The organism is Amycolatopsis sp. NPDC051061 (assembly GCF_040682935.1).
In the GTDB taxonomy this organism is placed as follows: domain Bacteria; phylum Actinomycetota; class Actinomycetes; order Mycobacteriales; family Pseudonocardiaceae; genus Amycolatopsis.
The window spans coordinates 1-26,180 of sequence record NZ_JBFBBZ010000087.1 but is presented as its reverse complement, the minus strand read 5'-3'; the positions used below and the strand labels follow the sequence as shown (position 1 = coordinate 26,180).

General features: G+C 71.9%; 16 protein-coding genes and 1 riboswitch. Of the genes, 5 read left to right on the top strand and 11 right to left on the bottom strand.

Translation table 11 applies throughout. From position 1 onward, the window contains the following. The 4 genes from AB0N03_RS50155 to AB0N03_RS50140 all read right to left on the bottom strand — a co-directional run. Nucleotides 1-1,130, bottom strand: a 1,130-nt coding sequence (locus tag AB0N03_RS50155; protein ID WP_364388255.1) for an Hsp70 family protein, incomplete at its 3' end; no start/stop codon positions are given. Nucleotide 1,131: 1 nt separating this feature from the next. Beyond that, nucleotides 1,132-2,343: a hypothetical protein gene (locus AB0N03_RS50150; RefSeq protein ID WP_364388254.1), complete on the bottom strand. Its 1,212-nt coding sequence runs from the start codon at nucleotides 2,341-2,343 to the stop codon at nucleotides 1,132-1,134. Next, a complete protein-coding gene (locus AB0N03_RS50145; protein WP_364388252.1) occupies nucleotides 2,340-3,815 on the bottom strand; it encodes a dynamin family protein in 1,476 nt (491 codons plus the stop codon). Before AB0N03_RS50145 ends, AB0N03_RS50150 begins: the two co-directional genes overlap by 4 nt. After that, nucleotides 3,812-5,653, bottom strand: coding sequence for a dynamin family protein (locus AB0N03_RS50140; RefSeq protein ID WP_364388250.1), 1,842 nt, complete (start codon nucleotides 5,651-5,653; stop codon nucleotides 3,812-3,814). The genes AB0N03_RS50145 and AB0N03_RS50140 overlap by 4 nt, the downstream gene beginning before the upstream one ends. 40 nt (nucleotides 5,654-5,693) lie before the next feature. On the opposite strand from AB0N03_RS50140, the gene AB0N03_RS50135 reads away from it, so the two are divergent. Then, on the top strand, nucleotides 5,694-6,647 hold the full coding sequence (locus tag AB0N03_RS50135; protein ID WP_364388248.1) for a hypothetical protein: 954 nt from the start codon (nucleotides 5,694-5,696) through the stop codon (nucleotides 6,645-6,647). 139 nt (nucleotides 6,648-6,786) lie between these two features. Here the strand turns inward: AB0N03_RS50135 and AB0N03_RS50130 are convergent, their stop codons facing one another. The 3 genes from AB0N03_RS50130 to AB0N03_RS50120 all read right to left on the bottom strand — a co-directional run bounded on the left by AB0N03_RS50130 (nucleotide 6,787) and on the right by AB0N03_RS50120 (nucleotide 10,597). Further along, nucleotides 6,787-9,351 (bottom strand): AAA family ATPase, encoded by a 2,565-nt coding sequence (locus AB0N03_RS50130; protein WP_364388246.1) that lies wholly within the window; start codon nucleotides 9,349-9,351, stop codon nucleotides 6,787-6,789. 204 nt (nucleotides 9,352-9,555) lie between these two features. After that, nucleotides 9,556-10,161 (bottom strand): hypothetical protein, encoded by a 606-nt coding sequence (locus tag AB0N03_RS50125; protein ID WP_364388244.1) that lies wholly within the window; start codon nucleotides 10,159-10,161, stop codon nucleotides 9,556-9,558. A 4-nt stretch (nucleotides 10,162-10,165) separates the two neighbouring features. Next, a complete protein-coding gene (locus AB0N03_RS50120; RefSeq protein ID WP_364388242.1) occupies nucleotides 10,166-10,597 on the bottom strand; it encodes a hypothetical protein in 432 nt (143 codons plus the stop codon). 131 nt (nucleotides 10,598-10,728) lie between these two features. On the opposite strand from AB0N03_RS50120, the gene AB0N03_RS50115 reads away from it, so the two are divergent. After that, nucleotides 10,729-12,135 carry a hypothetical protein gene (locus tag AB0N03_RS50115; protein WP_364388240.1) on the top strand — a complete coding sequence of 469 codons (1,407 nt, stop codon included), beginning with the start codon at nucleotides 10,729-10,731 and terminating at the stop codon, nucleotides 12,133-12,135. Between the two features lie 68 nt (nucleotides 12,136-12,203). Here the strand turns inward: AB0N03_RS50115 and AB0N03_RS50110 are convergent, their stop codons facing one another. After that, complete coding sequence (locus AB0N03_RS50110; RefSeq protein ID WP_364388238.1) at nucleotides 12,204-14,084, bottom strand: hypothetical protein; 1,881 nt, start codon at nucleotides 14,082-14,084, stop codon at nucleotides 12,204-12,206. A 200-nt stretch (nucleotides 14,085-14,284) separates the two neighbouring features. On the opposite strand from AB0N03_RS50110, the gene AB0N03_RS50105 reads away from it, so the two are divergent. Continuing rightward, nucleotides 14,285-15,442, top strand: coding sequence for an FAD-dependent monooxygenase (locus tag AB0N03_RS50105; RefSeq protein ID WP_364388236.1), 1,158 nt, complete (start codon nucleotides 14,285-14,287; stop codon nucleotides 15,440-15,442). Here AB0N03_RS50105 and metH read toward each other — a convergent pair. Beyond that, nucleotides 15,424-19,077 carry a methionine synthase gene (gene metH, locus AB0N03_RS50100; protein WP_364388234.1) on the bottom strand — a complete coding sequence of 1,218 codons (3,654 nt, stop codon included), beginning with the start codon at nucleotides 19,075-19,077 and terminating at the stop codon, nucleotides 15,424-15,426. The genes AB0N03_RS50105 and metH overlap by 19 nt on opposite strands. 14 nt (nucleotides 19,078-19,091) lie before the next feature. Further along, nucleotides 19,092-19,170, bottom strand: a riboswitch (S-adenosyl-L-homocysteine riboswitch). Between the two features lie 303 nt (nucleotides 19,171-19,473). Here metH and AB0N03_RS50095 point away from each other — a divergent pair. Then, complete coding sequence (locus AB0N03_RS50095; RefSeq protein ID WP_364388232.1) at nucleotides 19,474-20,334, top strand: TIGR03619 family F420-dependent LLM class oxidoreductase; 861 nt, start codon at nucleotides 19,474-19,476, stop codon at nucleotides 20,332-20,334. Between the two features lie 8 nt (nucleotides 20,335-20,342). Here AB0N03_RS50095 and AB0N03_RS50090 read toward each other — a convergent pair whose 3' ends face one another. Both AB0N03_RS50090 and AB0N03_RS50085 read right to left on the bottom strand, forming a co-directional pair. Beyond that, complete coding sequence (locus tag AB0N03_RS50090; RefSeq protein WP_364388230.1) at nucleotides 20,343-21,548, bottom strand: GNAT family N-acetyltransferase; 1,206 nt, start codon at nucleotides 21,546-21,548, stop codon at nucleotides 20,343-20,345. Nucleotides 21,549-21,642: 94 nt separating this feature from the next. Beyond that, the gene (locus AB0N03_RS50085; RefSeq protein ID WP_364388228.1) at nucleotides 21,643-23,028 is read right to left on the bottom strand and encodes a sugar porter family MFS transporter; all 1,386 of its coding nucleotides are present in this window, start codon (nucleotides 23,026-23,028) and stop codon (nucleotides 21,643-21,645) included. Between the two features lie 363 nt (nucleotides 23,029-23,391). Between AB0N03_RS50085 and AB0N03_RS50080 the strand changes: the two genes are divergently transcribed. Continuing rightward, nucleotides 23,392-26,094, top strand: a complete 2,703-nt coding sequence (locus AB0N03_RS50080) for a cellulose binding domain-containing protein (protein WP_364388226.1) — start codon at nucleotides 23,392-23,394, stop codon at nucleotides 26,092-26,094. Nucleotides 26,095-26,180: the final 86 nt, after the last annotated feature.

The window sequence follows — 26,180 nt, the reverse complement described above, 5'->3', positions numbered from 1 at the left end:
CGCGGGACCGGGGCCGGCGGCGGCACCGGCCGGAGCGCCGGCTGCGAACGCGTCGCCTGGACCAGCCCCGACCGGCCCGACGCCAGCGCCGCCGCCCCCAGCGCGACCCCGTACTTCGGATGGATGTCGACGGCCGTCGGACGGCCCAGCTCCGCCGAAACCAGCTGGGACACCAGCGGGATCCGCGACGAGCCGCCGACCAGCAGCACCGCCCCGAGGTCGGCCGGCCGGAGGTTCGCCGAGCGCAGCGCCCGGTGCAGCGAGCCGATCGTCGCGGCGATCGACGGGCGGATCATCTCCTCGAACTCGCCGCGGGTCAGCCGCACCTCCGTCTGCACCGACGGCAGCAGCACCGGCACAGCCGTCTCGGTGTCGGCCGAAAGGGCTTCCTTCGCCAGCACGCATTCCTGACGCAGCCGCACGACCGCGGCCACCGCGCCCGGGTCGTCCGGGTCGATCTGCGACAGCTTCCCGTCGAGCGCCCGGTCGACGTGCCCGAACACCGCTTCGTCGAAGTCGACGCCACCGAGGCCTTCGATGCCCTCCGGCGTGCCGAGGATCTCGAAGCCGTTGCCGCGCTTGCGGAGCACGGTCGCGTCGAACGTCCCGCCGCCGAGGTCGTACACCGCGACGACGGCGCCGTCGTCCAGCCGCTCCTGGGCCGCGTAGTGCGCCGCCGCCGCTTCGGGCTCGGTGATCAGGCCGACCTGGTCGATCCCGGTCAGCCGCGGCACCTGCTCGAACAGCTCCCGCTTGTACGGTCCCCAGTTCGCCGGGTGCGTGAGCGTGATCCGGTCCGGCCGGCCGCCCTGTTGCCCGGCGACCGTCCGCACCACGTACCCGAGCAGGTGCGCCATCAGCGACGCCACCGAATGCGGCGCGCCGCCGAGCAGCACCGGCGTCGGATCGCCCAGCCGCCGCTTGAACTCCCGCGCCACGCGGTCCGGCTCGACGGCCGCGCGCCGGCTCGCGGCGTCCCCGACCAGCACGCCGCCGTCGGCCCGCAGCAGCACCACCGACGGGATGGCCGCCGTGCGGTCGCCGAGCGTCACCATTTCGACGTGGCCGGCGCTGTCGACGGCGGCGGCCGTGAAGGTCGTGCCGAGGTCGATGCCCAGTCCGTAGCCCATGTCAGCCTCCGCCGGCGGTGTGCGCGTGATCGAAAGTCGGGTGTTCGCCGGGAACCGGCTCCGGTTCCTCGAGGTGGTCTTCGTGCTCTTCGTGCGCCGGCGGACCGGGTGGTTCCGGTGGCGGCGGCGGTCCGTCGTGCGGCTCCGGCGGCGGTTCGTCCGGAACGCCGTGCGCCTCGGGCTCGTGCTGCCGCGGCGGCTCGAACGGGGGTCTCTCCTCCGCCGGCGGGTGCGGCCGCGAGCCGGTGACCTCGCCGGCGTCGTGGTGCGCCGGTGCGCGTTCGGTGGCGAAGCTGTGCCGGGCGGCGGGGTGGTCGGCGAGCGAGGCCGATGCCGCCAGCGTGGTCTCGACCGCCGCCGGCGCCGTGTCCACCGTGGACGGCTGACGGGCGAAGGTGACGGCCGGCGGGGACGGCGGTCCGGGCAGCGACGGCGCCGGAGCCGTGACCGACGCGATCACGGTGGCCCCGCGGCCCTTGTCGGTGATCACCTCGATCTGGTGGATGGCCGGCCCGGCCGGCTCGCCGAAGGGGTCCTCGGCCGTGGCCTGCTCGTCCACGCCGACCTCGACGTCGATCCCCGGCGGGCCCGTCTCGGCCTCGTCGAGGACGACCGTCTCCTCCTGGAACACCTCGATGTCGCCGTGCCCCGGCGCGTCGGGCGTGAGCTCGTAGGTCAGCGAACCCTCGTGCTCCACCGTGATCGTGCCGTCCGGGTTCTCGTGGATCACGATGTCGGCGTCCTGGACGATGTCGATGTCCGTGTCGCCCGGGGTCCCGTCGCCGGGCACGACGATGTGCTGGTGGTCCACGTAGACCTCGTCACGGCCGTTGGTGTGCACCACGAACCGCTCGGTCGCGTCGATGATGAAGTTGCCGAACTCGTCCTCGCGGACGTCGATCTGCTCGAACTCCTCGACGGTCGGCAGGTCCTCCAGGGGCGTGCCGTCCGCGGTTTCCGGGTGCCAGACCGTGCCGGTCCGCGCCTCGACGGAGCCGTCCTCGCCCCGGGTGACGGTGCTGGTCTCGACCTGGGGAACGTACTCGTGCGCGGGGGCGTCGTGCGGGGCCTCCGCGGCGGCCGGTTCCGGCTGCGGCGGGGGCGCCGACGTGCCGGGCGATCCGGGCGTGAGCGCGTTGCCGGCCACCTCCGACGCGACGGCACCGGCGACGGCCGCGGCCGCCCGCTTGATCTTCTTCGGCAGTTCGTTCACGACAAGACCTCCGCCCGGGCTTCGCTGAGCAGGATTCCTTCGCAGGTGCGCACGAGCACGCGGGCCGCGTCGCGGACGTCGCGCGGGGACGCCGGGTGCTCGGCGCGCCGCTGCCACCTCAGCAGCTGCGCGCCGAGCGCCTGCCGGACCGCGGCGCGGCCCGCGTCGCCCGGCAGGTTCAGCCGGCTCGGCACGTCCACCCCGGCCGCGCCGAGCAGCCGTTCCGCGTCGCGGGCCTCGTCGGTGGTGAAGAGCACGACGCCGAGCCGGATCGAGTCGATCAGCTGGATCTCGGCGAACTCGTGCGCTCCCGCGACGATCCGCTCCCATTCGTGCAGCAGCCCGCCGGTGCGATCCGGGTAGGCGCGCAGCACGTGTTCCACGGCCTGCAGGGCCGAGCGCGCCTTGAGCACGTCGGCCCGCGCGGCGAACTGGGTGGTCAGCAGGGACCGCAGCCGGTGCAGGCCGCTGCGGGCCAGCAGCTCGCCCGAGAGCGCCCGCGCGCCGGTCACCAGGCCGCCGCGGGTCAGCTCGACCGCCAGCCGGACGCCGAACAGGCCGTAGCGGCCCAGCAGCTCCGCGCGCTCCGCCGCCGGAACGTCCACTTCGGACTCCGCGCGGGCGAGCCGGTCGGCCGACGTCAGCAGCCGCGCCACCGCCACCTCCGGGGCGGCGGCCAGCAACCGGAACGCGCGGTACTCGGACTCCTTCAGCGACGCGGCGGAGCTGGCCAGCAGGCCGGCCACCGGGACCACGGTCTGGCAGAGCCCCCGGACGCGGGAATCCCGGGCGTAGCGGTCGGCGATCTTCGCCGCCGAGTCGAGCGCGTCGGTACGGGCGTGCCCGACCTCGTCGGCCCGCGACAGCACGCCGATCGTGTTCACCGGGCGCCGCTGCGCCGGGTCGTCGTGGAAGGCGTCGAGGAACCGGACGTCGTCGCCGTGGACGTGGCGCATCAGGTACACCACGGCGTCCGCGGTGCCGACGCCGTCGCCCTCGGGGACCAGCGCCGCTTCGGTGCGGCCGGAGACTTCCGAGCGCGCCGAGCCCAGCCCGGGTGTGTCGATCAGCGTCAGCACGCGCAGCGCCGGCGACGGCCAGTCGACGACGAGCCGGTCGACGTCGCCGGGCGCCATGCCGAGCTCGAGCCCGAGGGTGCCGGACAGGCGCCCGAACGGCAGCTGGCGCGGGATCCCCCGGACCGGGTGCAGCATGATCCGGTAGGTCGGGCCGTTGCGGTACCAGGTGACGACGCGGGTGCACTCCCCCGCGTCGGTCGCCGCCAGCTCCTGGCCGACGAGCGCGTTGAGCAGCGTGGACTTGCCGGCCTTGACCCGCCCGGCGATGGCGACGCGCAGCGGTTCGGCCAGCCGGCCGGCGATCTGCCGCAGCTGCGGCTCGGCCGGCGTGCCGGCGTACCCGGCGCACGCACGGGCGACGAACCCGCGGACCTGGACGTAGAGCGGGGTCATCGCGTCACCGCCGGGACGGGCTTGGGCGCACTGCGCAGGAGGAGCTCGTCGGCGCGGCGGCCGAGCACTTCGAGGGCTTCGATGTCGGCCTCCAGGCGGTTCAGCTCGCCCGTCTCGGCGTCGTCGTCGACGACCGCCTTCTTCGCGTTCGCCAGTGCTTCGGTCAGGGACCGCTGCAGTTCTTCGACGCGCGCGCTGTAGGCGTCGCGGAGTTCTCTTTGGACGGTCCGCATCGCGTCGCGGGAGTCCTTCCCGACCTGGAGGTTGAACTCGTCGACGAACCGGCGCACGGCGGTCTTGGCCAGGCCGCGGCGCTTTTCCAGCTGCCGCTTGCGTTCGTCCATGAAGCCGGAGCGGCCCATGAGCAGGCCGGCCGCGACCCCGAACGGCGTGGGGATGGCCAGCGCGGCCATCTTCGTGAGCATGGAGAACATGAGGAAACCGCTGTAGGCCTTCTGGAACGCGGCCATCCCGGTGGTGCCGCGGGTCTTGACGCCGGTGAACGACGAGTCGATGTCGATCTCTTCGACGACCTGGACCGGCGCCTGCACTTCGCGCGGCAGCACGGCCTGGGCCTCGGCGAGCTCGAAGTGCTCGGCGACGCGGGACGCGAGTCCGCGGGCCTGCTTGATGAAGGTCGCGTAGTTCTCGAGCGTCTCGTTCGCGAGGCGCTGGCGCAGCCACTTCTCGAACTCGGCCCAGTTCTTGGCGGGGTCGCCCTCTTCGACGGCCTCTTCGGCCTCGTGCAGCACACCACGGGAACGGGCGCGCAGGTCGTAGTCCACATCGGACGAGATGTCGGCGAAGCCGTCGAAGAGCAGTTGCTGCCACTTCGCGGACTGGCTGCGCAGCGCGTCGACGCGGTCGTTGACCCGGGTGAGTTCCGCGACCAGCGCGGCGGACTGCTCGGGGTGGGCGAGCGCGGTGCGGCGGGCGCGCAGGGCGGCGTGCAGCTGGCCGACCGCGGACCCGACGTGCAGGCCCACGGCGTTCAGCGCGGACCGTTCGGCGTCGCCGACCACGCCCTGCAGGCGCTTGACCAGCTGCGGGAAGCCGGATTCGACGTTCAGCTCCTGATCGGCCGAGTGCGCCGCGACGGTGCGCAGCTCCGAGGAGACGGCGACGGTGTCGATGGCGATCCCGCACGCTTCGAGGTGGCCGGCGTTGAGCTCGAGGATGCGCCGCCACTGCGGGTAGAGGTCGATCTTGGTGAGGACGAAGAAGACGCTCGGGCAGAGTTCCTTGACGGTGCGGAGGAACCGCAGCTCGGCGGCGGTCAGCTCTTGCGAGGCGTCGGAGAGGAAGAGGACGGCGTGCGCCCTCGGGAGGGAGCTGACGGTGACGGCGTTGTGCAGCGAGCCGAGGCCGCCGACGCCGGGGGTGTCGACCAGCACCAGCCCGCCGGAAAGCAGCTGGCGGCTGATCGACGCGGTGACGGATTTGAGCTTGCGGACGTTACCCGGGTTCCCGGCCTCGCTGACGTGGGTCGGCAGGTCTTCGAGGGAGATCCGCTCGGTCCACGGCGGCGACGACGGGTCGGCCGGCTCGTAGGTCGCCAGAGCCCCGGACTCCGGCGCGAACCGGACGACGGTCGGCACCGCGGTCGCGATGTCGTCGTCGACCGGGCAGATCTTCGCGGTCAGCAGGGCGTTGATGAGAGAACTCTTGCCCTGCTTGAACTCCCCGACGACGTACACGGTGACGTCGGGCTCGGACAGCAGGCGCCGGGCGTCGGTGAGGCGCTGGACGAGATCGTCCCGCCCGTAGGCCTTCGCTCCCTTGACGGCGAGGTCGAGGGTGTCGAGGGCGATGTGCCCCCCGCCGCTCGGCTCCTGCATGACCGCTCCTCAGTGTCTACTGGCCGGTGCCGGCTCAGTAGTGCTCGACGTCGTGGTGGTGGTCGGCGTGGTGGTCGTGGTCGTGCCCACCGCCGTGGTGGTGGTGGTGCTCGTGTTCGTGGCTCTCGTGGCCGTGGTGCCCGCCGGACGCCTGCTCGTTGAACTGGTCGCCGCCGTGGCCTTGGCCCTGTTCGTTCTGGAAGATGTTGCCGTGGCCGCCCGTGGAGGCCTGCTCGTTGAACTGGTTGCCACCGTGGCCTTGGCCCTGTTCGTTCTGGAAGATGTTGCCGTGACCGCCTGTGGAGGCCTGCTCGTTGAACTGATTGCCACCGTGGCCACCCGAGCCCTGCTCGTTCTGGAAGATGCTCCCGTGACCGCCCGTGGAGGCCTGCTCGTTGAACTGGTTCCCGCCGTGGCCCCCGGAACCCTGCTGGTTCTGGAAGATGTCGCCGCCGCGGCCACCGGTCGAGGCCTGCTCGTTGAACTGATTGCCGCCATGGCCGCCCGAGCCCTGCTCGTTCTGGAAGATGTCACCGCGACCGCCGCCCGTGGAGGCCTGCTCGTTGAACTGGTTCCCGCCGTGGCCACCGGAACCCTGCTCGTTCTGGAAAATGTCGCCCACGCCGCCGCCGGTCGAGGCCTGCTCGTTGAACTGATTGCCGCCGTGACCACCCGAGCCCTGCTCGTTCTGGAACACGTCACCGTGGTGGCCGGCGGAGGCCTGCTCGTTGAACTGGTTCCCGCCGCGGCCGGAACCTTGCTCGTTCTGGAAAATGTCCCCACGGCCACCACCAGTCGAAGCCTGCTCGTTGAACTGGTCCCCGCCGCGGCCGGAACCTTGCTCGTTCTGGAAAATGTCCCCACGGCCACCACCAGTCGAAGCCTGCTCGTTGAACTGGTCCCCACCCCGGCCACCCGAACCCTGCTCGTTCTGGAAAATGTCCCCGCCGCCGCCACCCGTGGAGGCCTGCTCGTTGAACTGATTCCCCGATGAAGTCGTCATCCTGTGCACTCCTGACATTCGGATCGGTGAAGCCCACGCCCCTCCGTTGTCCTCCAGTCTTGGGCCGGAAGGCGCCCGGGTCATGAGTAGCGGCCTACTCGGCTTCCGCACGACCCCACCCCAGGACTACCTATGGGCCGTCGCCGGGACTACTCCCCGAGGCGAGCGGGCCTACCACCGAAGCCAGCTCACGCCGCCCGGAAATACCCAGCTTCGCGTAAACGCCGTGCAGCACGTTGTCGACCGTGCGCACCGAAACCACGAGCCGGTCCGCGACCGCGCGGCTCGTCAAGCCCGTCGCCACCAAGCGGGCGATCTCCAGTTCGCGGACCGTCAGGTCCAACGGCGTGTCCAGCGAGGAAAGCGCCGGCGTCGCAGCGTCCTCACAGGACGCCAGCCACGCCCGCGCGCGCTGGGCCGACATCGCCGCGCTGCCGTTCTTGCCCTCCGCGCGATATATCCGTGCCGCCTGGGCCGAGGCCTCCGCGGCCAGCAGCCGGGCACCCGCGTCGGCGAAGGACAACGCAACCGCGTCCAACGCCGAAGCGTCCGAGACGGCCGCGGCGTGTGCCGCGTACAGCTCCGCCATCCCGCCCGCGGCGGGGATTTCCCCGGGCGAGGCGCCGAATCTCACCAGGTCGTGCCGGATCTCGGCGGCGACCGCGAGCCTGCCGTCTTCCGAAGCGGCCGACGCGGCGGACGCACCCAGCACCAACGCCCGGGACAGCTCGCCCCGCGCCGCGGCCACCCACGCGCCGTCCCAGTCGCCGAGTGGCTCCGCCACCCGTCCGCTCATCGCCGTCGCCCGCACCAGCGCCGCGGCGACCGCGGGGCGGAACTCGTACGGCTGGTCGTGCGCGTCCGCGGCGAGGGCCTCTCGCAGCCAGCGGATCGCCCCGCGGACGTTGCCGTAGGCGAGGGCGACCGTCCCGAGGGACGCCGCCGCGCCCGCGACCGCCGGCCCCCACCGGTCCCGGACGGCGTCGCGGTAGTCGTCACCGGCCCGGTCTTCGGCCTCCTCGAGCCGGCCCGCCCGGCACAGCGCGACGATCCGGGCGTGCTCCAGCCGGACCCGCGCCCCGGGCGCGGACGCGTCCGAGATCCGTGACGCGATCTCCAATCCCTCGTCGACGACGCCCAGACACGCCTCCGTCCGCCCGGTCGACGCCAGTGCCCCGGCCGCGACCACCAGCGCCGCGAGCCGGAGCGCGTCGCCGCGGCGGTTGCGGTCCAGCACCGGCCCGAGCAGGTCCAGAGCCTCACGCGCCGCACCCGCCGCCGCCCGCAGGGCCGCCCGGGCGGTCACGAGGTCGTCGAGAGTCCCCGACACCGCCGTCTCGGCCGTGTCCAAGACCGCGGAAGCTTCGTCGAACCGGTTCAGGCCGAATGCCAGGTTCCGCGCCCGGGTCGCCGCGACGCGGGCGTGCTGCGCGTCCGACACCGTTTCGCCCGCGAGCTCGGAAAGCAGCGAGCCGGCGTCGGCGTGCCGGCCGCCGGCGACCCGGACCTGGGCGAGCAGGAACTTCGCGCCGAAACCACCGTTCATCCGGACGGCTTCGGCCGCCAGCTGCTCGGCCTGCGGGAAGTTCTTGCGCAGCAACGTCTCCGCCGCGGCGCGCACCAGTTGCGGGTCGGTCGGCAGCCCGGCGGCGAGGCGCCACCGCACCAGCCGCGGCTTGTCCTCGGCGCGTCGCGCGCCGGTGAGGTCCAGGGTCTGGGCGAGGATCCGGTAGGTGTCGCGCTGGCGCAGCGGCGACGTCCGGCGCCGGATCACGTCGGCGTAGAGCGGGTGCGCGAGGCGGACGTTCAGCCGCCGCCCGGTCCGTTCGGAGACGACCAGCCCGGCCTGCTCGGTCGAGGCGAGCACGTGCCCGGCCCCGAGGCGCACCAGCGGTTCGCTGCCCAGCGGCTCCCCGAAGGCGAGCAGCTCCAGCAGCCGCCGTTCGTCGGCGTCGACCCGGTCGGTGCGGATTTCGATCAGCTCCACCAGCCGCGGGGTCGCCATCAGGGCCCCGGTCCACCGCCAGACGCCGTCCTCGGCCGACAGCGAGCCGCTGTCGAGGCCGCCCTGCAGGAGCTCACGCAGGAACAGCGGGTTACCCAGGGTCAGGTGCCAAAGCCGGTCCTCCGCGCCGTCGTCGAGCCGCCCGCCGAGCACCGCGGTGATCAGCTCGGTGGTCCGCGGGCGCGTCAGCTCGCCGACGTCGAGGCGCTCGGCGACGCGGTCCTTCCACATCGCGAAGACCGGGCCGGGCACGCTCACCCCGTGCGGCGCGATCACGAGCACGAACGCCGACGCCGTCGCGGCCAGCTGGTGCACCAGGGTCGCGGACAGGTCGTCGAGCAGGTGCGCGTCGTCGACGCAGAGCACCAGCCGGCGCCCCTCCGCACCGCGGGTGAGGTGCCCGGCGACCTGGTTGAGCCGGTGCGCACGGTCCCCCGTGCCGTCCGCGCTGCCGGGCAGGAGGTGCGCGAAGGCGCCGAACGGGATCGTCGAAGCCGAGGACATCGCGCGCACCCAGTGCGTGCGCGCCCCACCGCCGGCCAGCTCGGCCAGCAGCACCTTGGCCAGCCGGGTCTTGCCGGCACCGGCGCGGCCGGTCAGCAGCAGCCCGCACACCTCGGGATCGGCCAGCGCCCGGCGCGCGAACGCCAGCTCCTGTTCGCGGCCGACCAGCGGCCAGTCGTTCGCCACACCCACTGCCTCCCCAACCCCTCACGAGCGTTCCGGTGCCCGCGCACACTCGTTCCTCGGATAATGACTACGCACGCCCCGGCCAAGTACCGAATCCGCGCGGCGATTTGGCATAAATCGACGAACGGTGCCGCAAAAGCGACACAACGGACAGTCGATCTCGCATTCCGTGAGCATTTACCGGTGGTTACCGGGATATCGTGATCATCGGTTTTCCGGTGATTCTTTTTCCGTTGCCACCATCATTCCTATGACGCGCGGCAGGACCACCGCGTTCCAGCCGGCCATGGCGGCGACCAGCTCCGGCTCCGGCCCGCCGGTCCACACGCGCACCTGGCCGGCACGCAGGTCGGTGCCGAGCACGCCGGCCCACGGCACCTTCGGCGCGAACCACCGCCGACGCCGCAGCCCTTCGGCGTCCGCGTCGATCCGCGGGTGGCCACCCCCGCCGAACCGCACGGTGGCGCCAGCCGTGATCGAGTCGACCGCGGCGCGCGCGATCCGCGGGCAGGCCGCCGATTCGACGAGCTCGACCAGCCGCCGCCACGTCTCGCGCGCGTCCTCGAGCTCGCTGCCGCCGCGGAAGGCGTCGAACACGAACCGGCTCCGCATCGGCCCGCGGGCCAGGCCCAGCGCGTAGCTGGCCTGGTGCGGCCGGGCCGCCGCGTGGTAGGCGACCCGGTCCACCTCGGCCAGCCGGAAGATCCGGTCACCGATCACGATCACGTCACCCGCCGCGGCGAGCGTGCGCCCGCCGCTGCAGACCCGCACCTCGCCGGAGCCGGTGAACGAGAACTTCCCGCCCGCCATCGGGCTACTTGCCGGTCTTCGCCAGGCAGAGCACGACGCCGGTCTCGCCCTCCTTGCCCTGCCAGAACACCTGGTCGGCGTCCGGGTACGGGGTGCACGCGCTGATCTGCGCCTCGATCTGCGTCTTGTCCTCGACGCGCGCGACGACCTTGAGCGTCGCTTCGGGCGTCCCGCAGTCGACGATCTTCACGTAGTTCTCGCCGCTTTCGGTGACGCAGTTGCCGACCTGGGCGTTCTCGCCGTTGGACCGGGTGGCCACCCAGACCAGGGCGAGGATCGCGGCGACGACGATCAGGAACACGGTGAGCACGATCTTCTGCCGCCGCTTCGACTTCTTCGGCGCGGCCGGCTGCTGCGGCGGCGGGCCGGGCATCCCGGCCTGCGGCGGCACCGGCCGCGCCGGGTCCGGGTACTGGGGTCCACCGGTCTGGGTCATGGCGTTTCCTCCCTCGAACGTCCAGCTGTCGCCTTCTAGGCGTTCCACCCGTGTTCCACGGCGTTCCACCCGCGGTCGCGCGGCGCGGGCCAGGATGGGACCGCCCCGCTCCCGACGTGAGGACCCCGAGGATGACCCGACTGCCCGCACTGGCCGTCACGGCTTTGACGACCGCCGCGCTGCTGACCGGCGGAACAGCCGAAGCGGCGAGCCCGCCGTTCACCGGCTCGGTCTTCCGCGCCACGCACAACAGCTACTCGGGCAGCGTCGACGGCGCGAAGAACTCGATCGCCTACCAGCTCGACCACGGCGTCCGGTTCATCGAGTACGACATCCACGACAACGGCTACGCCACGAGCCACGACTACGGCGTCGGGCACGACTCGCCCGGCAACGCCGTCGACCACAGCGGCGGCAACCCCGCGTCGAACAACCTGCGCGACTGGCTGTCCACGGTCAACACGTGGTCGGCGGCGCACCCGGCGGCCGCACCGATCGTCGTCATGCTCGACCTCAAGGACAACCTGACCGACAACGCGAACTTCGCGGCCGGCAACCTCGTCGCCGTCAACCAGGAGCTGGAGTCGGTGTTCGGCGCCCGGCTGCTGCGGGCGCAGGACTACCCGGCCGGCTCGCCGACCGTGGACGCGCTGCGCGGGCGCGTGCTGCCGCTGCTGTCCGGCGACGGCACCAGCCGCGGCGAGTACAAGCGGGACGTCGGCTACCACCCGGCCGTCGCGCTGAACGGGCGCGGCCAGGTCGTCGAGGTGCACGATTCCGGCGGCGGCGCGCTTTGGTACTGGACCGGCACCTACGGCGCCGACGGCCGCGTCACCTGGCTGCGGCACGGGACGTACGACAGCGGCCAGACGCCCGCCGTCGCGCTCAACGACAACGGCGACCTCGTCGAGGTCCACCAGTCGCCGGGCGCGAGCACGCTCTGGTACCACGTCGGCAAGCTCGGCTCCGACGGCGAGATCACCTGGCAGGCCAGCCACCAGTACGACAACGGCGTCCAGCCGACGGTCGCCTTCACCGACGCGACGCACCTGCGGGAGATCCACCAGAGCCAGAGCGGCAGCCAGAACTGGAGCTGGAACGGCGCTCTTTCGGCCACGACGGTCTCGTGGACCGGCAACGCCAAGACGTCCGACGCGCGGTTCGCCAAGGACACCGCCGCCAACGGCACCCGGCGGGCGCGGGTGTGGACCGGCGCCGACGGCCCGACGCCGTCGAACACCCTGCGCGTGGACACCGCGAGCGTCACCGGCGACCGGATCCGCTACCGGCAGGTCGCGTTCGACGAGTTCCAGCAGGGCGACAGCGCGGAGCTCCAGCAGGGCGCGCTGTTCTACGGGGCGCCCGCGACGGAGTCGGCGTTCATCACCTCGGCCCGCCAGTCGGGCAAGCTGGTCCGCGGCTGGGACTTCGACTCGGCGGGCGACGCGACGACGCCCCTGGCGAACTACCCGGCGACGAACCACCCGTACGACGCCTGGTACCAGACGCTGCTGACCCAGAACGGCGCGGTCGAGTAGGCCCCGGCGAACGTCATGAACGACTCTTTCATGTCGCCAGATGACATGAAAGAGTCGTTCATGTCAGTTCAGCCGGGGTCGTAGGAGCAGCGGGTGCCGGTGTGCACGCCGTCGCGCAGGACGTCGCCGATCACCGCGTCCGCCGCCGCGATGCGGGTCAGCGCGCGGCGGATCGCCTTGCCCACCGCGATCCGCGCCTTCTCCTCCGCGCCTGCGAACTCGCGGACCCGGCCCGCCAGCCCCGCGGCGGCCGACAGCTCGCCCAGCAGCCAGTCGCGTTCGGTGCGCACCTTCTCCGCGCGGCCGGCGTCGTGGTTGGCCTCGTGCTCGTCGAGCTCGGCCTCGAGGTTCGCGAGCCAGCGCCGGTAGTGCGCGGTCGCCGCCTGGTCGAGCATCGGCTGCGGGGACGTCGCCTCGGCCACCACCCCGTGCGCCAGCTCGACCGCGGTCAGCTCGTGGCCCGGGTTGTCCAGCAGCGTCGCCAGGTAGCCCATGCCGACGCTGTGCTCGACCACGGCGGACCGCCCGTCCAGGGCGAAGTGCCAGTGGCTGCCCTGACGCCGGCACGTGACCCGCCGGTCCGCGACGCGGACCGCGAAGCCGGGCAGCACCATCCCGAGCTGCTCGGCCTCGCGCGTGGCCGCGGCCAGTTCACGCCCGGCTTCGGCCGAGCCGGGTCCGAGCGCCTGCGCGAGCCGGGCGCGGGACAGCGCCGCGGCCGGCCAGTGGGCCAGCGCGAGGTTGTCGCGCACCGCCGCCCGGAAGTGCTCGATGGCGCGCTCGGTCTCGCCCGCGGTCAGCATCGCCACGCCCAGCGCGTGCTGCGCCGAGCCGAAGCACGCGACGGCGAGGCTGCCCATCATCGGCAGCCGGGCGAACGGCGTGAGCAGTGCGTACGCGGCGAGCGCGGATTCGACGTCCGAGAGCAGGTAGGCCGACTCGACGATCCCGTACATCGACACGAGCCAGCTGCTCGACCGCGGCAGCAACGCGAGGTCGCGCCCGCGCAGCCGGGCCAGCGCGCCGGCCGCCTCGCGCTCGTCCCCGGCCGAAGCGGCGGCGACGGCCAGCCCGGCGACGAACGCGTTGTCCACCGCGCTGAGCGTCGGCGAATGCACCGTCTCCCGCAGCACCGACAGCAGCTCGCCGACGCGGCCCTGGAACCACCGGATGGCGCCGAGCTGCGCGGTGTACCAGCCGATCGCGTCGGCGTCCCCGGCCTGCTCGCCGCGCAACGCGCAAGCCGCCGCGCGCGCCTCGGCCTCGGCGAACCGGCCGGCGCGGATGCTGAGCATGACGTCGATCGCGTCGAGCACGAACCCGACCGCGAGGTGATCGCGTTCGGCCAGCAGGCCCCGCAGGTCGGCGAGCCCGCGCTGCGCGTGCGGGTCGCCGTCGAGGAAGAGGTCGACCGTGCGCCAAAGCAGGCCCATCAGCAGGTCGCTGCGCCGCCCGGTGCGGAAGCCCTCGGTGATCAGCTCCTGCGCGAGCGCGCGGCGCTGGCCGCCGTGGTCGGGCCCGAGCAGGCAGTGGTGGGCCAGGCTCGCGGCCTCGACCCAGGCGACCGGGTCGCCCGCGCGCTTGGCCTCTTCGAGCACGGCGAGGATCTCGTTGCTCTCCCCCGCCACGTAGTCGGCCTCGCCCGCGAGCCGGGCCTTGAGCCGCAGGGCCAGCGACGACCCCGGGTCGACGGCGGTCCGCGCGCTGCGCAGCCGCGCCTGCAGCAACGCCGCCGCCGGCGCGCTCCGGTGTTCGTGCACCCACAACCCGCCCATGCCCAGCGCGGCGCGCGCCATCCCCGCCCCGTCGCACTCGGCCTCCGCGGCCCGGTACGCCCGGTCGAACCACTCCCGGCCGGCGCGCAGGTCGCCGTCGGCCTCGAGTGCGCGCTCCCCGTTGCACAGCAGCTCGCCGAGCGCAGTGGCCGGTCGCGTCTCGCTGTCCAGCATCGCCGCCCCCTCTCCCCCCGGGAAATGGTGCCCGCGCGACCGGCCGGGGTCAACGTGGGAAAACCGGCGGGAAAGCCCTGGTCACGGCCGGGAATTTTCCGCCGTCACGGTCCGCGCGCGGTCCGTTCGCGACCGTCGCTGACGGCGGCCGTCAGCGCTTCGCCAGGGATCGGTAAGCCCGCCCGGCGAAGCTCTGCGGCATGAAGAACCTCAGCGTCCTGATCTCCGGCGCCAGCATCGCCGGCCCCGCCCTCGCCCTCTGGCTGTCCCGCTACGGCTGCACCGTCACCGTCGTCGAACGGGCCCCGTCGGTGCGCCCGGGCGGCCAGGCCGTCGACTTCAAGGGCGCCACCCACCGGACCGTGCTGGAGCGGATGGGCATCCTCGACGACGTCCTGGCCCACCAGACCGGCGGCACCGACCAGACGATCGTCGACGCCGACGGACGGCCCCAGGCGGTGATCCCCGGCGAGTTCACCGGCGGCGAGATCGAGATCCGCCGCGGCGACCTGGCCGACCTCCTGTACGAACGCACCGCCCCGCACTGCGAGTACCTCTTCGGCGACACCATCACCTCGCTGACCGAGACGGCCGACGGCGTCGACGTCACCTTCGACAACGCCGCCCCGCGCCGGTTCGACCTCGTCGTCGGCGCCGACGGCATCCACTCGAACGTCCGGCGGCTGGCCTTCGGCCCGGAAGGCGACTACGTCCACTTCCTCGGCCACTACTACGCCCTGGCCGAGCTGGGCCGGCAGGTAGCCGACGGTGAGGCCGTGATGTACAACGAGCCGGGCCGGATGGCCGCGGTCGGCGGGCCGAAGGCGTCGGCGTTCTTCGTCTTCTCCTCGCCGGAGCTGGACTACGACCGCACCGACACCGGCACCCAGCGGAAGCTGGTGGCCGCCGCCTACGGCGACGCCGGCTGGCGGGTACCCGAGCTGATCGAGAAGCTGCCGCAGGCCCGCGAGTTCTACCTCGACTCGCTCGCCCGCGTCACGATCGACCACTACTCGCGCGGCCGCGTAGTCCTGCTCGGCGACGCCGCCTACGGCAACACCCTCGGCGGCTTCGGCACCGGCCTGGCGATCGTCGGCGCGTACGTGCTCGCCGGCGAGCTCCTCAAGGCGAACGGCGACCACCGCGTCGCCTTCGCCCGCTACGAAGAGCAGCTCCGCACCTACGCGAAGGTCTCGCAGCGCGCCAGCGCGGGCCCGTTCCTCGCGCCGCCGTCCCGGCTGCGGATCAAGCTGCGGGACTGGACGTTCAAGTCCCGCTTCCTGCTCCGCATGATGCTCAAGATGACCGACGACTTCGCCACCGACATCGAGCTGAAGGACTACGCCTCGGGCTCGTAGGCCAGGTTGGGCCGCAGCCACTGCTCGACCTCGGCCCGCTCGACGCCCTTGCGGCGCGCGTAGTCCTCGATCTGGTCGCGGCCGAGCCTGCCGACGGTGAAGTACTTCGATTCCGGGTGGGCGAAGATCAGCCCGGACACGCTCGCCGCCGGCGTCATGGCGAACGACTCGGTCAGGGCCATGCCCAGCTCGTCGGCTTCCAGGAGTTCGAACAGCTCGCGCTTCTGGCTGTGGTCCGGGCTGGCCGGATAGCCCAGTGCCGGGCGGATGCCGCGGAAGCGCTCCGCGTGCAGATCCGCCAGCTTCGGCTCGGCGTCCGGCTCGAACCAGTCACGGCGGGCCTTCAGGTGGATGTACTCGGCGAAGGCTTCGGCGAGCCGGTCGGCCAGCGCCTTGACCATGATCGCGCGGTAGTCGTCCTGTTCGGCCTCGTAGCGGGCAGCGAGCTGTTCGGCGCCGTGGATGGCGACCGCGAAGCCACCGAGGTGGTCGCCTTCGGGGGCGACGTAGTCGGCGAGACAGCGGTTCGCCCGGTCCATCGGCTTCGACGTCTGCTGCCGCAGCATCGGGAACCGGACGTGCGAGAACTCGCCGTCGAGGCGGATGTCGTCACCCTCCGAGTGGGCCGGCCAGTACGCGTACGCGCCCTTCGCGGTGAAGCTGCCGTCCGCGATGATCTCGTCCAGCAGCGTGTTCGCGTCGTCGAACAGCTCGCGCGCGACCGGCTGCTCCAGGATCGCCGGGTACTTGCCCTTGAGCTCCCAGGCCAGGAACAGGAACTGCCAGTCGACCATCTCGCGCAGCGCGGCGATGCTCGGCTCTTCGACGCGGACGCCGGTGAACACCGGCGTCGGCAGGTCGGCGAACGACACCTTCTCCGGGTTCGCGCGGGCCTGCTCCAGGGTGAGCATCGGACGGCGCTGCTTGTTCGCATGCTGCTCGCGCAGCACTTCCTGGTCGGCGCGGTTCTGCTCGGCCAGCACGATCGAGCGGTCCGGGTCGAGCAGATCGGACACGACGCCGACCACCCGCGACGCGTCGAGGACGTGCACGGTCGCGTTGTCGTACGCGGGCGCGATGCGCACGGCGGTGTGCTGGCGGGACGTCGTCGCGCCGCCGATCAGCAGCGGCATCTTCAGCCCGCGCCGCTGCATCTCGGTGGCCACGTTGACCATCTCGTCCAGCGACGGCGTGATCAGCCCGGACAGCCCGACGGCGTCGGCGCCTTCGGTGACGGCGACGTCGAGGATCTTCGCGGCCGGCACCATCACCCCGAGGTCGATCACCTCGTAGTTGTTGCAGCCGAGCACCACGCCGACGATGTTCTTGCCGATGTCGTGGACGTCGCCCTTGACCGTGGCGAGCACGACCTTGCCCTGCCCGTTCGACACCTCCGCGCGGCCGGCCAGCCGGGCTTCCTCCTTCTCGGCCTCCATGAACGGCTCGAGGTAGGCGACCGAGCGCTTCATCACGCGGGCGCTCTTGACCACCTGCGGCAGGAACATCTTGCCGGAGCCGAACAGGTCGCCGACGATCTTCATGCCGTCCATCAGCGGACCTTCGATCACCTCGAGGGGCCGGGCCTTGACCTGGCGCGCCTCTTCGGTGTCTTCCTCGATGAAGTCGACGATGCCGTGGACGAGCGCGTGCGAGAGCCGCTCCTCCACGGTGCCTTCGCGCCAGGACAGGTCGACGACGCGCTTGGTGCCGCTGCCCTTGACGTTCTCGGCGAAGCTCACGAGCCGGTCGGTGGCGTCCTCACGGCGGTCGAAGAGCACGTCCTCGACCAGTTCCAGCAGGTCCGCGGGGATGTCCTGGTAGACGGCGAGCTGGCCGGCGTTGACGATGCCCATGTCGAGCCCGGCGGCCACGGCGTAGTAGAGGAACGCGGAATGCATCGCTTCGCGGACGATGTCGTTGCCGCGGAAGGAGAACGACAGGTTCGAGATGCCGCCGCTGGTGCGGGCACCCGGGCAGCGCTCCTTGATCCGCGGCAGCGCGTCGATGAAGGCCTTCGCGTAGCCGTTGTGCTCGGCGATACCGGTGGCGACGGCGAGGACGTTCGGGTCGAAGATGATGTCCTCACCCGCGAACCCGGCCTTCTGCGTGAGCAGGTCGTACGCGCGGCCGCAGATGTCCACCTTGCGGTCGGCGGTGTCGGCCTGGCCCTGCTCGTCGAAAGCCATCACGACGACGCCGGCGCCGTAGTTGCGGATGACGCGGGCCTGGGCGAGGAACGGCTCCTCGCCCTCCTTGAGGCTGATCGAGTTGACGACGCCCTTGCCCTGCAGGCAGCGCAGGCCGGCTTCGAGCACGCTCCACTTGGAGCTGTCGACCATCACCGGGATCCGGGCCACCTCGGGCTCGGTGGCGATGAGGTTGAGGAACGTCGTCATCGCCTCCTCGGACTCGAGCAGGTCGGCGTCCATGTTGACGTCGAGCAGGTTGGCCCCGCCGCGGACCTGCTCCAGCGCGACGTCGACCGCGCCCTGGTGGTCGTCGGACTCGATGAGCCGCCGGAACCGCTTGGAGCCGGTGACGTTGGTGCGCTCGCCGATCATCACGAAGCCGGTGTCGGCGCCGATGCCGAACGGCTCGAGCCCGCTGAACCGCGTGTGCGTGCGCGGCTCGGGCACCTCGCGAGGCGTGACGCCCTTCGCCGCGGCGGCGATCTTCGCGATGTGCGCCGGGCTCGTGCCGCAGCAGCCGCCGACCAGGTTGACCAGGCCGTCGCGGGCGAACCCGCCGATCAGCCCGGCGGTCTCCTCCGGTGTCTGGTCGTAGCCGCCGAAGGCGTTGGGCAGGCCGGCGTTCGGGTGGCAGGCGACGTAGGTGCCGGCGATCCGCGACAGCTCCTCGACGTGCGGGCGCATCTCCTCGGCGCCGAGCGAGCAGTTGACGCCGACGACCAGCGGCTTCGCGTGCTCGATCGAGCTCCAGAACGCCTCGACGGTCTGGCCCGAGAGCGTCCGGCCGCTCAGGTCGACGATGGTGACGGAGATCCACAGCGGCAGGTGCGGCGCGACGTCGCGGGCGGCGGCGATGGCGGCCTTGCAGTTGAGCGTGTCGAAGATCGTCTCGATCATCAGCAGGTCGACGCCGCCTTCGGCGAGCGCGGCGATCTGCTCCGCGTACGCGGCCTTGACCTGCTCGAACGTCACCGCGCGGTACGCCGGGTCGTCGACCTTGGGCGAGAGGCTGAGCGTGACGTTCAGCGGGCCGATCGAGCCCGCGACGAACTTTCCGCCCAGCTCGTCGGCGGCCTGGCGGGCCAGCTGCGCGCCGCGGACGTTCATCTCGTGGACGTGGTCCTGCAGCCCGTAGTCGGCCTGGCCGATGCTGGTGGCGGTGAAGGTGTTCGTCGTGGTGATGTCCGCGCCGGCCGCGAGGTACTGGCGGTGCACGTCGAGGATGACGTCCGGGCGGGTGAGGTTGAGCAGGTCGGGGTCGCCGGTGACGTCGTGGGTGTGCTCGCCGAAGCGGTCGCCGCGGTAGTCGGCCGGGGTCAGCCCGGCGCCCTGCAGCATGGTGCCCCAGGCGCCGTCGAGCACCGCCACCCGCTGCCCGAGCAGCTCGCGCAGGCGCGCGGTGGCTTCGGGTTCGCTGGGGGTTTCTCGCGGGGTGATCGGGTTCACCGGCAGCCTCCCTCATCCGGGAGGCGCCCTTGATCGGTGGATCCCGGTCGAGCGTGGCGGACCCGGCGGTCCGTTGCAGCGCCTCTCGACCTGTGGTCCACGGTACTGGAAACGGGCATACGCACGCCAACCCGTCCCGCCGGTGCGTCCACTGACTGGGACACCGTGAGTCCACAATGGATTGCTGGGTCCACCCCTGCCTCCGCCTCGTGTCATTCCCGGGCCTGTCCACCCTGACGCGTCGCGCGCCGGCGCTCTGCTCCCCGCCTGCGCAGCCGGGGTCGCCTCGATCATCGTTCGAGCGCGCCGCAATGTTACTCTCCGCGTTCGCCGTGAATACTTTTCGTACTGGCCGGCGGCCTTGAAAACTGAAACACGTTCTAATACGCTCCTCGCGTGGACTACGGAATCGTGCTGTTCACCAGCGACCGCGGCATCACCCCGGCCTCGGCGGCGCGCGCCGCGGAAGCCGCGGGGTTCGCCACCTTCTACGTGCCCGAGCACACGCACATCCCGGTCAAGCGCGAGTCACCGCACCCGCGCACCGGCGACGCGTCCCTGCCCGACGACCGCTACAGCCGCACGCTGGACCCGTGGGTGGCGCTGGCGACGGCGGCCGCGGTGACGTCGCGGATCCGGCTGTCCACGGCGGTCGCCCTGCCGGTGGAGAGCGACCCGATCACGCTGGCCAAGACGATCGCGAGCCTGGACCACCTCTCCGGCGGCCGCGTCACGCTCGGCACCGGCTTCGGCTGGAACGTCGACGAGCTGACCGACCACGGCGTCCCGGGCAACCGCCGCCGCACGGCGCTGCGCGAGTACCTCGAAGCGATGAATGCACTGTGGACGTCCGAAGAAGCCGCTTACGACGGGGAGTTCGTCTCGTTCGGCCCGAGCTGGGCGTGGCCGAAGCCGGTCCAGGCGCACATCCCGGTGCTGCTCGGCGCGGGCCCGACGGAGAAGACGTTCCGCTGGATCGCCCGCCACACGGACGGCTGGATCACGACCCCGGCGGACTCCGACCTGGACGGGCACGTGGCTCTGCTGAAGGAGATCTGGGCCGCCGAGGGCCGGCCGGGCGCGCCGCGGATCTGCGCGCTCGGCGAACGACCGGACCCGGACCGGTTGGCGCACCTGGATTCCCTCGGCGTGACCGAGACGATCTTCGGGTTACCGGACCGGGCACCGGAGGAGGTCGAGGCCTGGATCGGCCGGCTGGCCGGCAAGCTCGGGCTCGTCACCGCCTCCGCGCGCTGAGGCCGTCCTCAGAACCAGTGCAGGCAGTGCGGCGCGCGCTCGGCGCGGAAGAGCGCGTCGGCGAGCGCCGTCGCGGCCGGGTGGTGGGCGCGGATGTGCCCGGCCCGCACGAGCGTGCTCGGGGCGAGGCCGCCGAGGTAGAGCGAACCCAGGTCGCTCACGTCCAGCGACAGGTCGGGCTCCCGGTTCGTCGAGCCGCACTCGGCCTTGCCGTCCCGGACCGTCAGCAGGTAACGCCCCCGCTCGCCGAGGAACGGGTCGTCGACGTCGAGGACCAGCTCGCCGTCGACCTCCCAGCCGCGTGCCGTCAGCGCGCGCGGGATGTCCAGCAACCGCACCCACAGCCAGTCGGTCTCGTCCCCGGCCTGGCCGGCGCGGAAGTCCGCGAACTGCCAGCGCAGCGGGTGCCCGGGTGGGCAGTGCTTGAACACCACCTGAGTGACCAGGTCGTGCTCGAGCGCGAACCGGGCCAACGCCGTCGCGACGGCAGTGTCGGTCATGTCGGCCGTGATCGTCTCGTCGACCGTCAACGTGCCGGATTCCACCGAGTAGCTCGCGTACCCGTCCGCGACGCCGTCTTCGTCCCGGTGGACGGCGACGTACCGCGGCGCCGGGGAGACCGGTGGCTGCCCCGCGCCCCCGGCCCACCAGCGGTGCGGCCGGGACAGCGCCCCGGGCTGGGCGCGGCGGTACCGGTCGTAGACGTCTTCCAGGACGTCGCCGCAGCCGGCCCGCCGCAGCACCTCGATCGAGCCGGGCGCGGCCGCTGCCCCCGCGCGCGGGGGCGCGAACGCGGCCTGGTGGCGGGACACCGTCAGGCGCTCGGTGTAGGTCGCCGGTCCGTAGCCGAACCGGCGGTAGATCCCGGCCTCCGAGGCCAGCAGCACGGACAGGGCCTCGCCCCGCGCCCGGACGTCGGCGAGCTGGTGGCGCATCATCGCGTTGAGGACGCCCCGGCGCCGGTGCGAAGGCAGGACGCCGACCGCGGTCACCCCGGCCACCGGGACGAGGATCTCCCCGGGCAGGGTCAGCTCGAAGCTGTACGCGGCGGCGGTGCCGACGGGCCGCCCGTCCGGCGCCACCGCCAGCACGCCCCGCTCCATCTCCAGCGCCGAGAGAAGCCCGGACCCGGGTTCCGGGAAACGCGCGAACGCGGTGTACAGCGTGTCCGCGAAGGTGTCGCGGTCCTGCTCGGTCGTGGCACGGATCTCCATCCGGGCACAGTGCAGCCCCGGCCGCGGCCGGGGCAAACCCATTACGGCGGGGCACGGACGAATCCGTGCCCCGCCGCCCGAGAACCCCCCGGGGTCAGCTCTTGGCCGCGACCCCCTGGCGCTCCCGGAGGTCGAGCTCGATCTGCTCCAGCGAGCGGCCCTTCGTCTCCGGGACGAGCCACTTCGTGAGCACGAACAGCACCACGTTGATCCCGGCGAACAGGAACATCGACCCGCCGATGCCGAGCGAACCCACGGCGGAGATGAGCGGGAACACCGCGCTCACGATGCCCGTCGCCGCCCAGAGGATGACGCTGCTGAGGCCCATGCCCGTCGCGCGGTACTTCAGCGGGAACACCTCGGCCATCATCACCCAGACGACCGCGCCCCAGCCGAGTTCGTAGCCGACCAGGTACAGCACCATCATCACCAGCATCAGGATGCCGCGCGTGCCGGTGTCGTGGACGTTCAGCACCACGAGCCCGGCCGCCACCAGCGTGATCACCATGATCACGTTGCCGACGAGCAGCAGCGGCTTGCGGCCCCAGCGGTCGACGACGAACACGACCCACGCGGTGAACAGGAACTTCGTGACGCCCAGCAGCACGCCGGACAGCAGCGCGGCCTGCGTGGCGAAGCCGAGACCGATCAGCATCGTCGGGAAGTACGCGTTGATCGCGTTGACCCCGCTGAACTGCTGGCCGACCGCGAGCAGGACGGCGACGATCATCATCGGCCGCACGAAGCCGGAGAACAGGTCGCGGAAGCGCGGCTTGCTCTCGGTGTCCATCTGGATGACCTCGCGGATGGTCGCGATCTCCTCGTCGAGGTTCACGGTGTTGCCGTGCGCGCTCTCCAGGACCCGCCGGGCTTCCGCCTCCTGGCCGTTCTTGAGCAGCCAGCGCGGCGTCTCCGGCAGGAACGCCAGCCCGCCGAGCAGGATCACGGCGGGCACGATCGCGCCGGCGAACATCCAGCGCCACGCGGAGATCGGGCCGAGCCAGTAGCTGACCAGGAACGCGATCAGGATGCCGAGCACGATGAAGATCTGGTTCAGCGCGCCCATCGCGCCCCGCAACCGGGCGGGCGCCAATTCGGACAAGTACGTCGGCACGGTCGACGACGAAAGGCCGATGCCGAGGCCGATCACCAGCCGCGAAATCACGAGCAGCGCGAACGTCGGCGAGAAGCTCGCCGCGAGCGTGCCCACGATGACGATCGCCGCGGCGACCATGATCGTGCGCCGCCTGCCGAGTGCTTCGTTGATGCGGCTGGAGAACAGCGCACCCACGATGGCACCGACCGACAGGCTGGCGGTGATCACGCCCTTGTCCCAGGCGGTCAGCGACCAGGCTTTCCCGATGAACGGGAGCACTCCGGAGATCACGCCGAGGTCGTAGCCGAACAAGATGCCGCCGAGCGCGCCGAAGAAGTACAAGGTGGTTCGGCTGATATGCCGCGCCGGGGCTGTCTGCGTCATTGCCGGGTCGCCTCTTTCGTAGGTCCAGTCCAGCCAGCGGCACCACACTCACACGCCGGAAAAAGCCGGGCAAGACAGTCGTTGGTAACGATTCAGAAACGTGATCGACGTTCACATATGTGATACCGGTTGGCGCACAACACTGCTCCATCCGCCACACCCTCCTTTCCGGCCGCGAACCGGTACACAATGGACACGCCTCGCCCCCGTCCGGGGTTCACGAAATCCATTGTGGACAGAAGCGGCAGGCGAAATCGTCGAAGCCGTTTGCCCTGGTCCGAGCCCCTACCGATGGACCTTTACAAGGTTCCGAGCGCCGGTCTACCTTCCTCTGGAAGCGCTCCCAGAATCGTGGAGGCAGACGTGCGAAGCTCGCAACCCCGTTCACTGAGACGACTACTGGCGGGCACGCTCGCCTTCGTCGTACCGGCCGCCGTCGCGGTCACCGTCGCCGCCGCGCCGGCGTCCCCCGCCGCCCCCGCCGCCACCACGTGGCGCAACGCGGAGATCGGCGGCGGCGGGTTCGTCCCCGGCATCGTCTTCAACCAGGCCGAACCCGGCCTCGCCTACGCCCGCACCGACATCGGCGGCGCGTACCGCTGGAACTCCGCCACCGGCCGCTGGCTCCCGCTGCTCGACTCGGTCGGCTGGACCGACTGGGGCCACAACGGCGTCGTCAGCCTGGCCACGGACGCCGTGGACCCGGACCGCGTCTACGTCGCGGCCGGGATGTACACCAACAGCTGGGACCCGAACAACGGTGCGGTCCTGCGCTCGGCCGACCGCGGCGCGACCTGGCAGACCTCGGCGCTGCCGTTCAAGCTCGGCGGAAACATGCCCGGCCGCGGCATGGGCGAGCGGCTCGCCATCGACCCGAACCGCGACAGCGTCCTCTACCTCGGCGCCCCGAGCGGCAACGGGCTCTGGCGCAGCACCGACGCCGGCGTCACCTGGGCGAAGGTGACCGCCTTCCCCAACCCCGGCAACTACGCGCCCGACCCGAGCGATCCCTCGGGCTACTCCAGCGACAACGAAGGCGTCACCTGGGTGACGTTCGACCCGTCGACCGGTACCCGCGGCAGCACGACGCAGACGATCTACGTCGGCGTCGCGGACAAGGCGAACACCGTCTACCGCAGCACCGACGGCGGCGTGACGTGGGCCCGGCTGGCCGGGCAGCCGACCGGGTTTCTGGCGCACAAGGGCGTCCTCGACCCGGTCGGCGGCTACCTCTACCTCGCGACCAGCGACACCGGCGGCCCGTACGACGGCGCGAAGGGCGACGTCTGGAAGTACGCCACGAAGACCGGCGTGTGGACGCGGATCAGCCCGATCGCCTCCGACAGCACCGACGACTACTTCGGCTTCAGCGGCTTGACGATCGACCGGCAGCACCCGAACACGCTGATGGTCGCGACGCAGGTGTCGTGGTGGCCGGACGTCATCTTCTTCCGCAGCACCGACGGCGGCGCCACCTGGACCCGGATCTGGGACTTCACGAGCTACCCCGACCGATCGCTGCGCTACACCCAGGACATCTCCTCGGTGCCGTGGCTGACGTTCGGCGTCCAGGCCGCTCCGCCGGTGCCCTCGCCCAAGCTCGGCTGGATGACCGAGTCGGTGGAGATCGACCCGTTCGACTCGAACCACCTGCTCTACGGCACCGGCGCGACCATCTACGGCACCTCCGACCTGACGAAGTGGGACAGCGGCGGAAAGATCACGCTCAAGCCGGTCGTCGGCGGCCTCGAAGAGACCGCGGTGCTGGACCTGATCAGCCCGCCGTCGGGTGCGCCGCTGATCACCGGGCTCGGCGACATCGGCGGGTTCCGGCACGACAGCCTCGACGCCGTCCCGCCGACCATGTTCACCTCGCCGGTGTTCACGACGACGACCAGCCTCGACTACGCCGAGCTGAACCCGGCGACGATCGTCCGCACGGGCACGCTCGACCGGACCGCCCGGCCGAACGACAACCGGATCGCCTTCTCCACCGACGGGGGCAAGAACTGGTTCCAGGGCGCCGAACCGGGCGGCGGCGCGAGCGGCGGGACGGTGGCCGCGGCCACCGACGGCAGCCGCTTCGTGTGGAGCCCGGATGGCACCGCGGTCAGCTACTCGGTGGGCTTCGGCTCGTCGTGGACGGCGTCGGCCGGCATCCCGGCGGGCGCGGTGGTCGAGGCCGACCGCGTGGATCCGAAGCGGTTCTACGGGTTCGCGGCGGGCCGGTTCTACGTCAGCACCGACGGCGGCGCGACGTTCACCGCGACCACGGCCACCGGCCTCCCCAGCACCTCGGTGCACTTCAAGGCGATGACGGGCGTGACCGGTGACGTCTGGCTGGCCGGCGGCTCCGGCACGACGTACGGTCTGTGGCACTCGACCGACTCCGGAGCGTCCTTCACGAAGCTGAGCGGGGTCACCGAAGCCGACAACATCGGGTTCGGCAAGGCCGCTCCCGGGCGGACGTATGCGGCGTTATACGCCATCGCGAAGATCGGTGGGGTGCGCGGGATCTTCCGGTCGGACGACGCCGGTGCGTCGTGGACGCGGATCAACGACGACCGGCACCAGTACGGCAACATCGGGGCGGCGCTGAGCGGGGATCCGCGGGTGTACGGGCGGGTGTACGTGGGCACGAACGGGCGGGGCGTGATCGTGGGCGAGTCCGGCGGTGACCAGCCGCCGCCCACGACGACCACCACCACTTCTCCCCCGACGACCACGACCACTCCGGTGCCGTCTTCGTCGTGCACCGCGGCCTACACGGTCACGAACCAGTGGCAGGGCGGTTTCCAGGCGGGGGTGAAGGTCGGGAACACGGGAACCGTGCCGGTCAGCGGGTGGACGCTCACCTGGTCGTTCGCCGACGGCCAGCGCGTGACGCAGGCCTGGAACGCGCAGGTGACGCAGTCCGGCACGGCGGTGTCGGCGATCGACGCGGGGTGGAACATGACGATCCCGGCGGGCGGCAGCGCAGAGTTCGGCTTCACCGGCACCTCCGGCACCACCAACGCAAAACCGACCACGATCAGCCTCGACGGCAAGGCCTGCACCACCGCCTGAAAGCCGTGAAGGCCTCCTTACCGGCCATAAGAGCCGGTAAGGAGGCCTTCACGGCTTTTCCGGGTCAGCCGGCGGCGAGGAAGTGG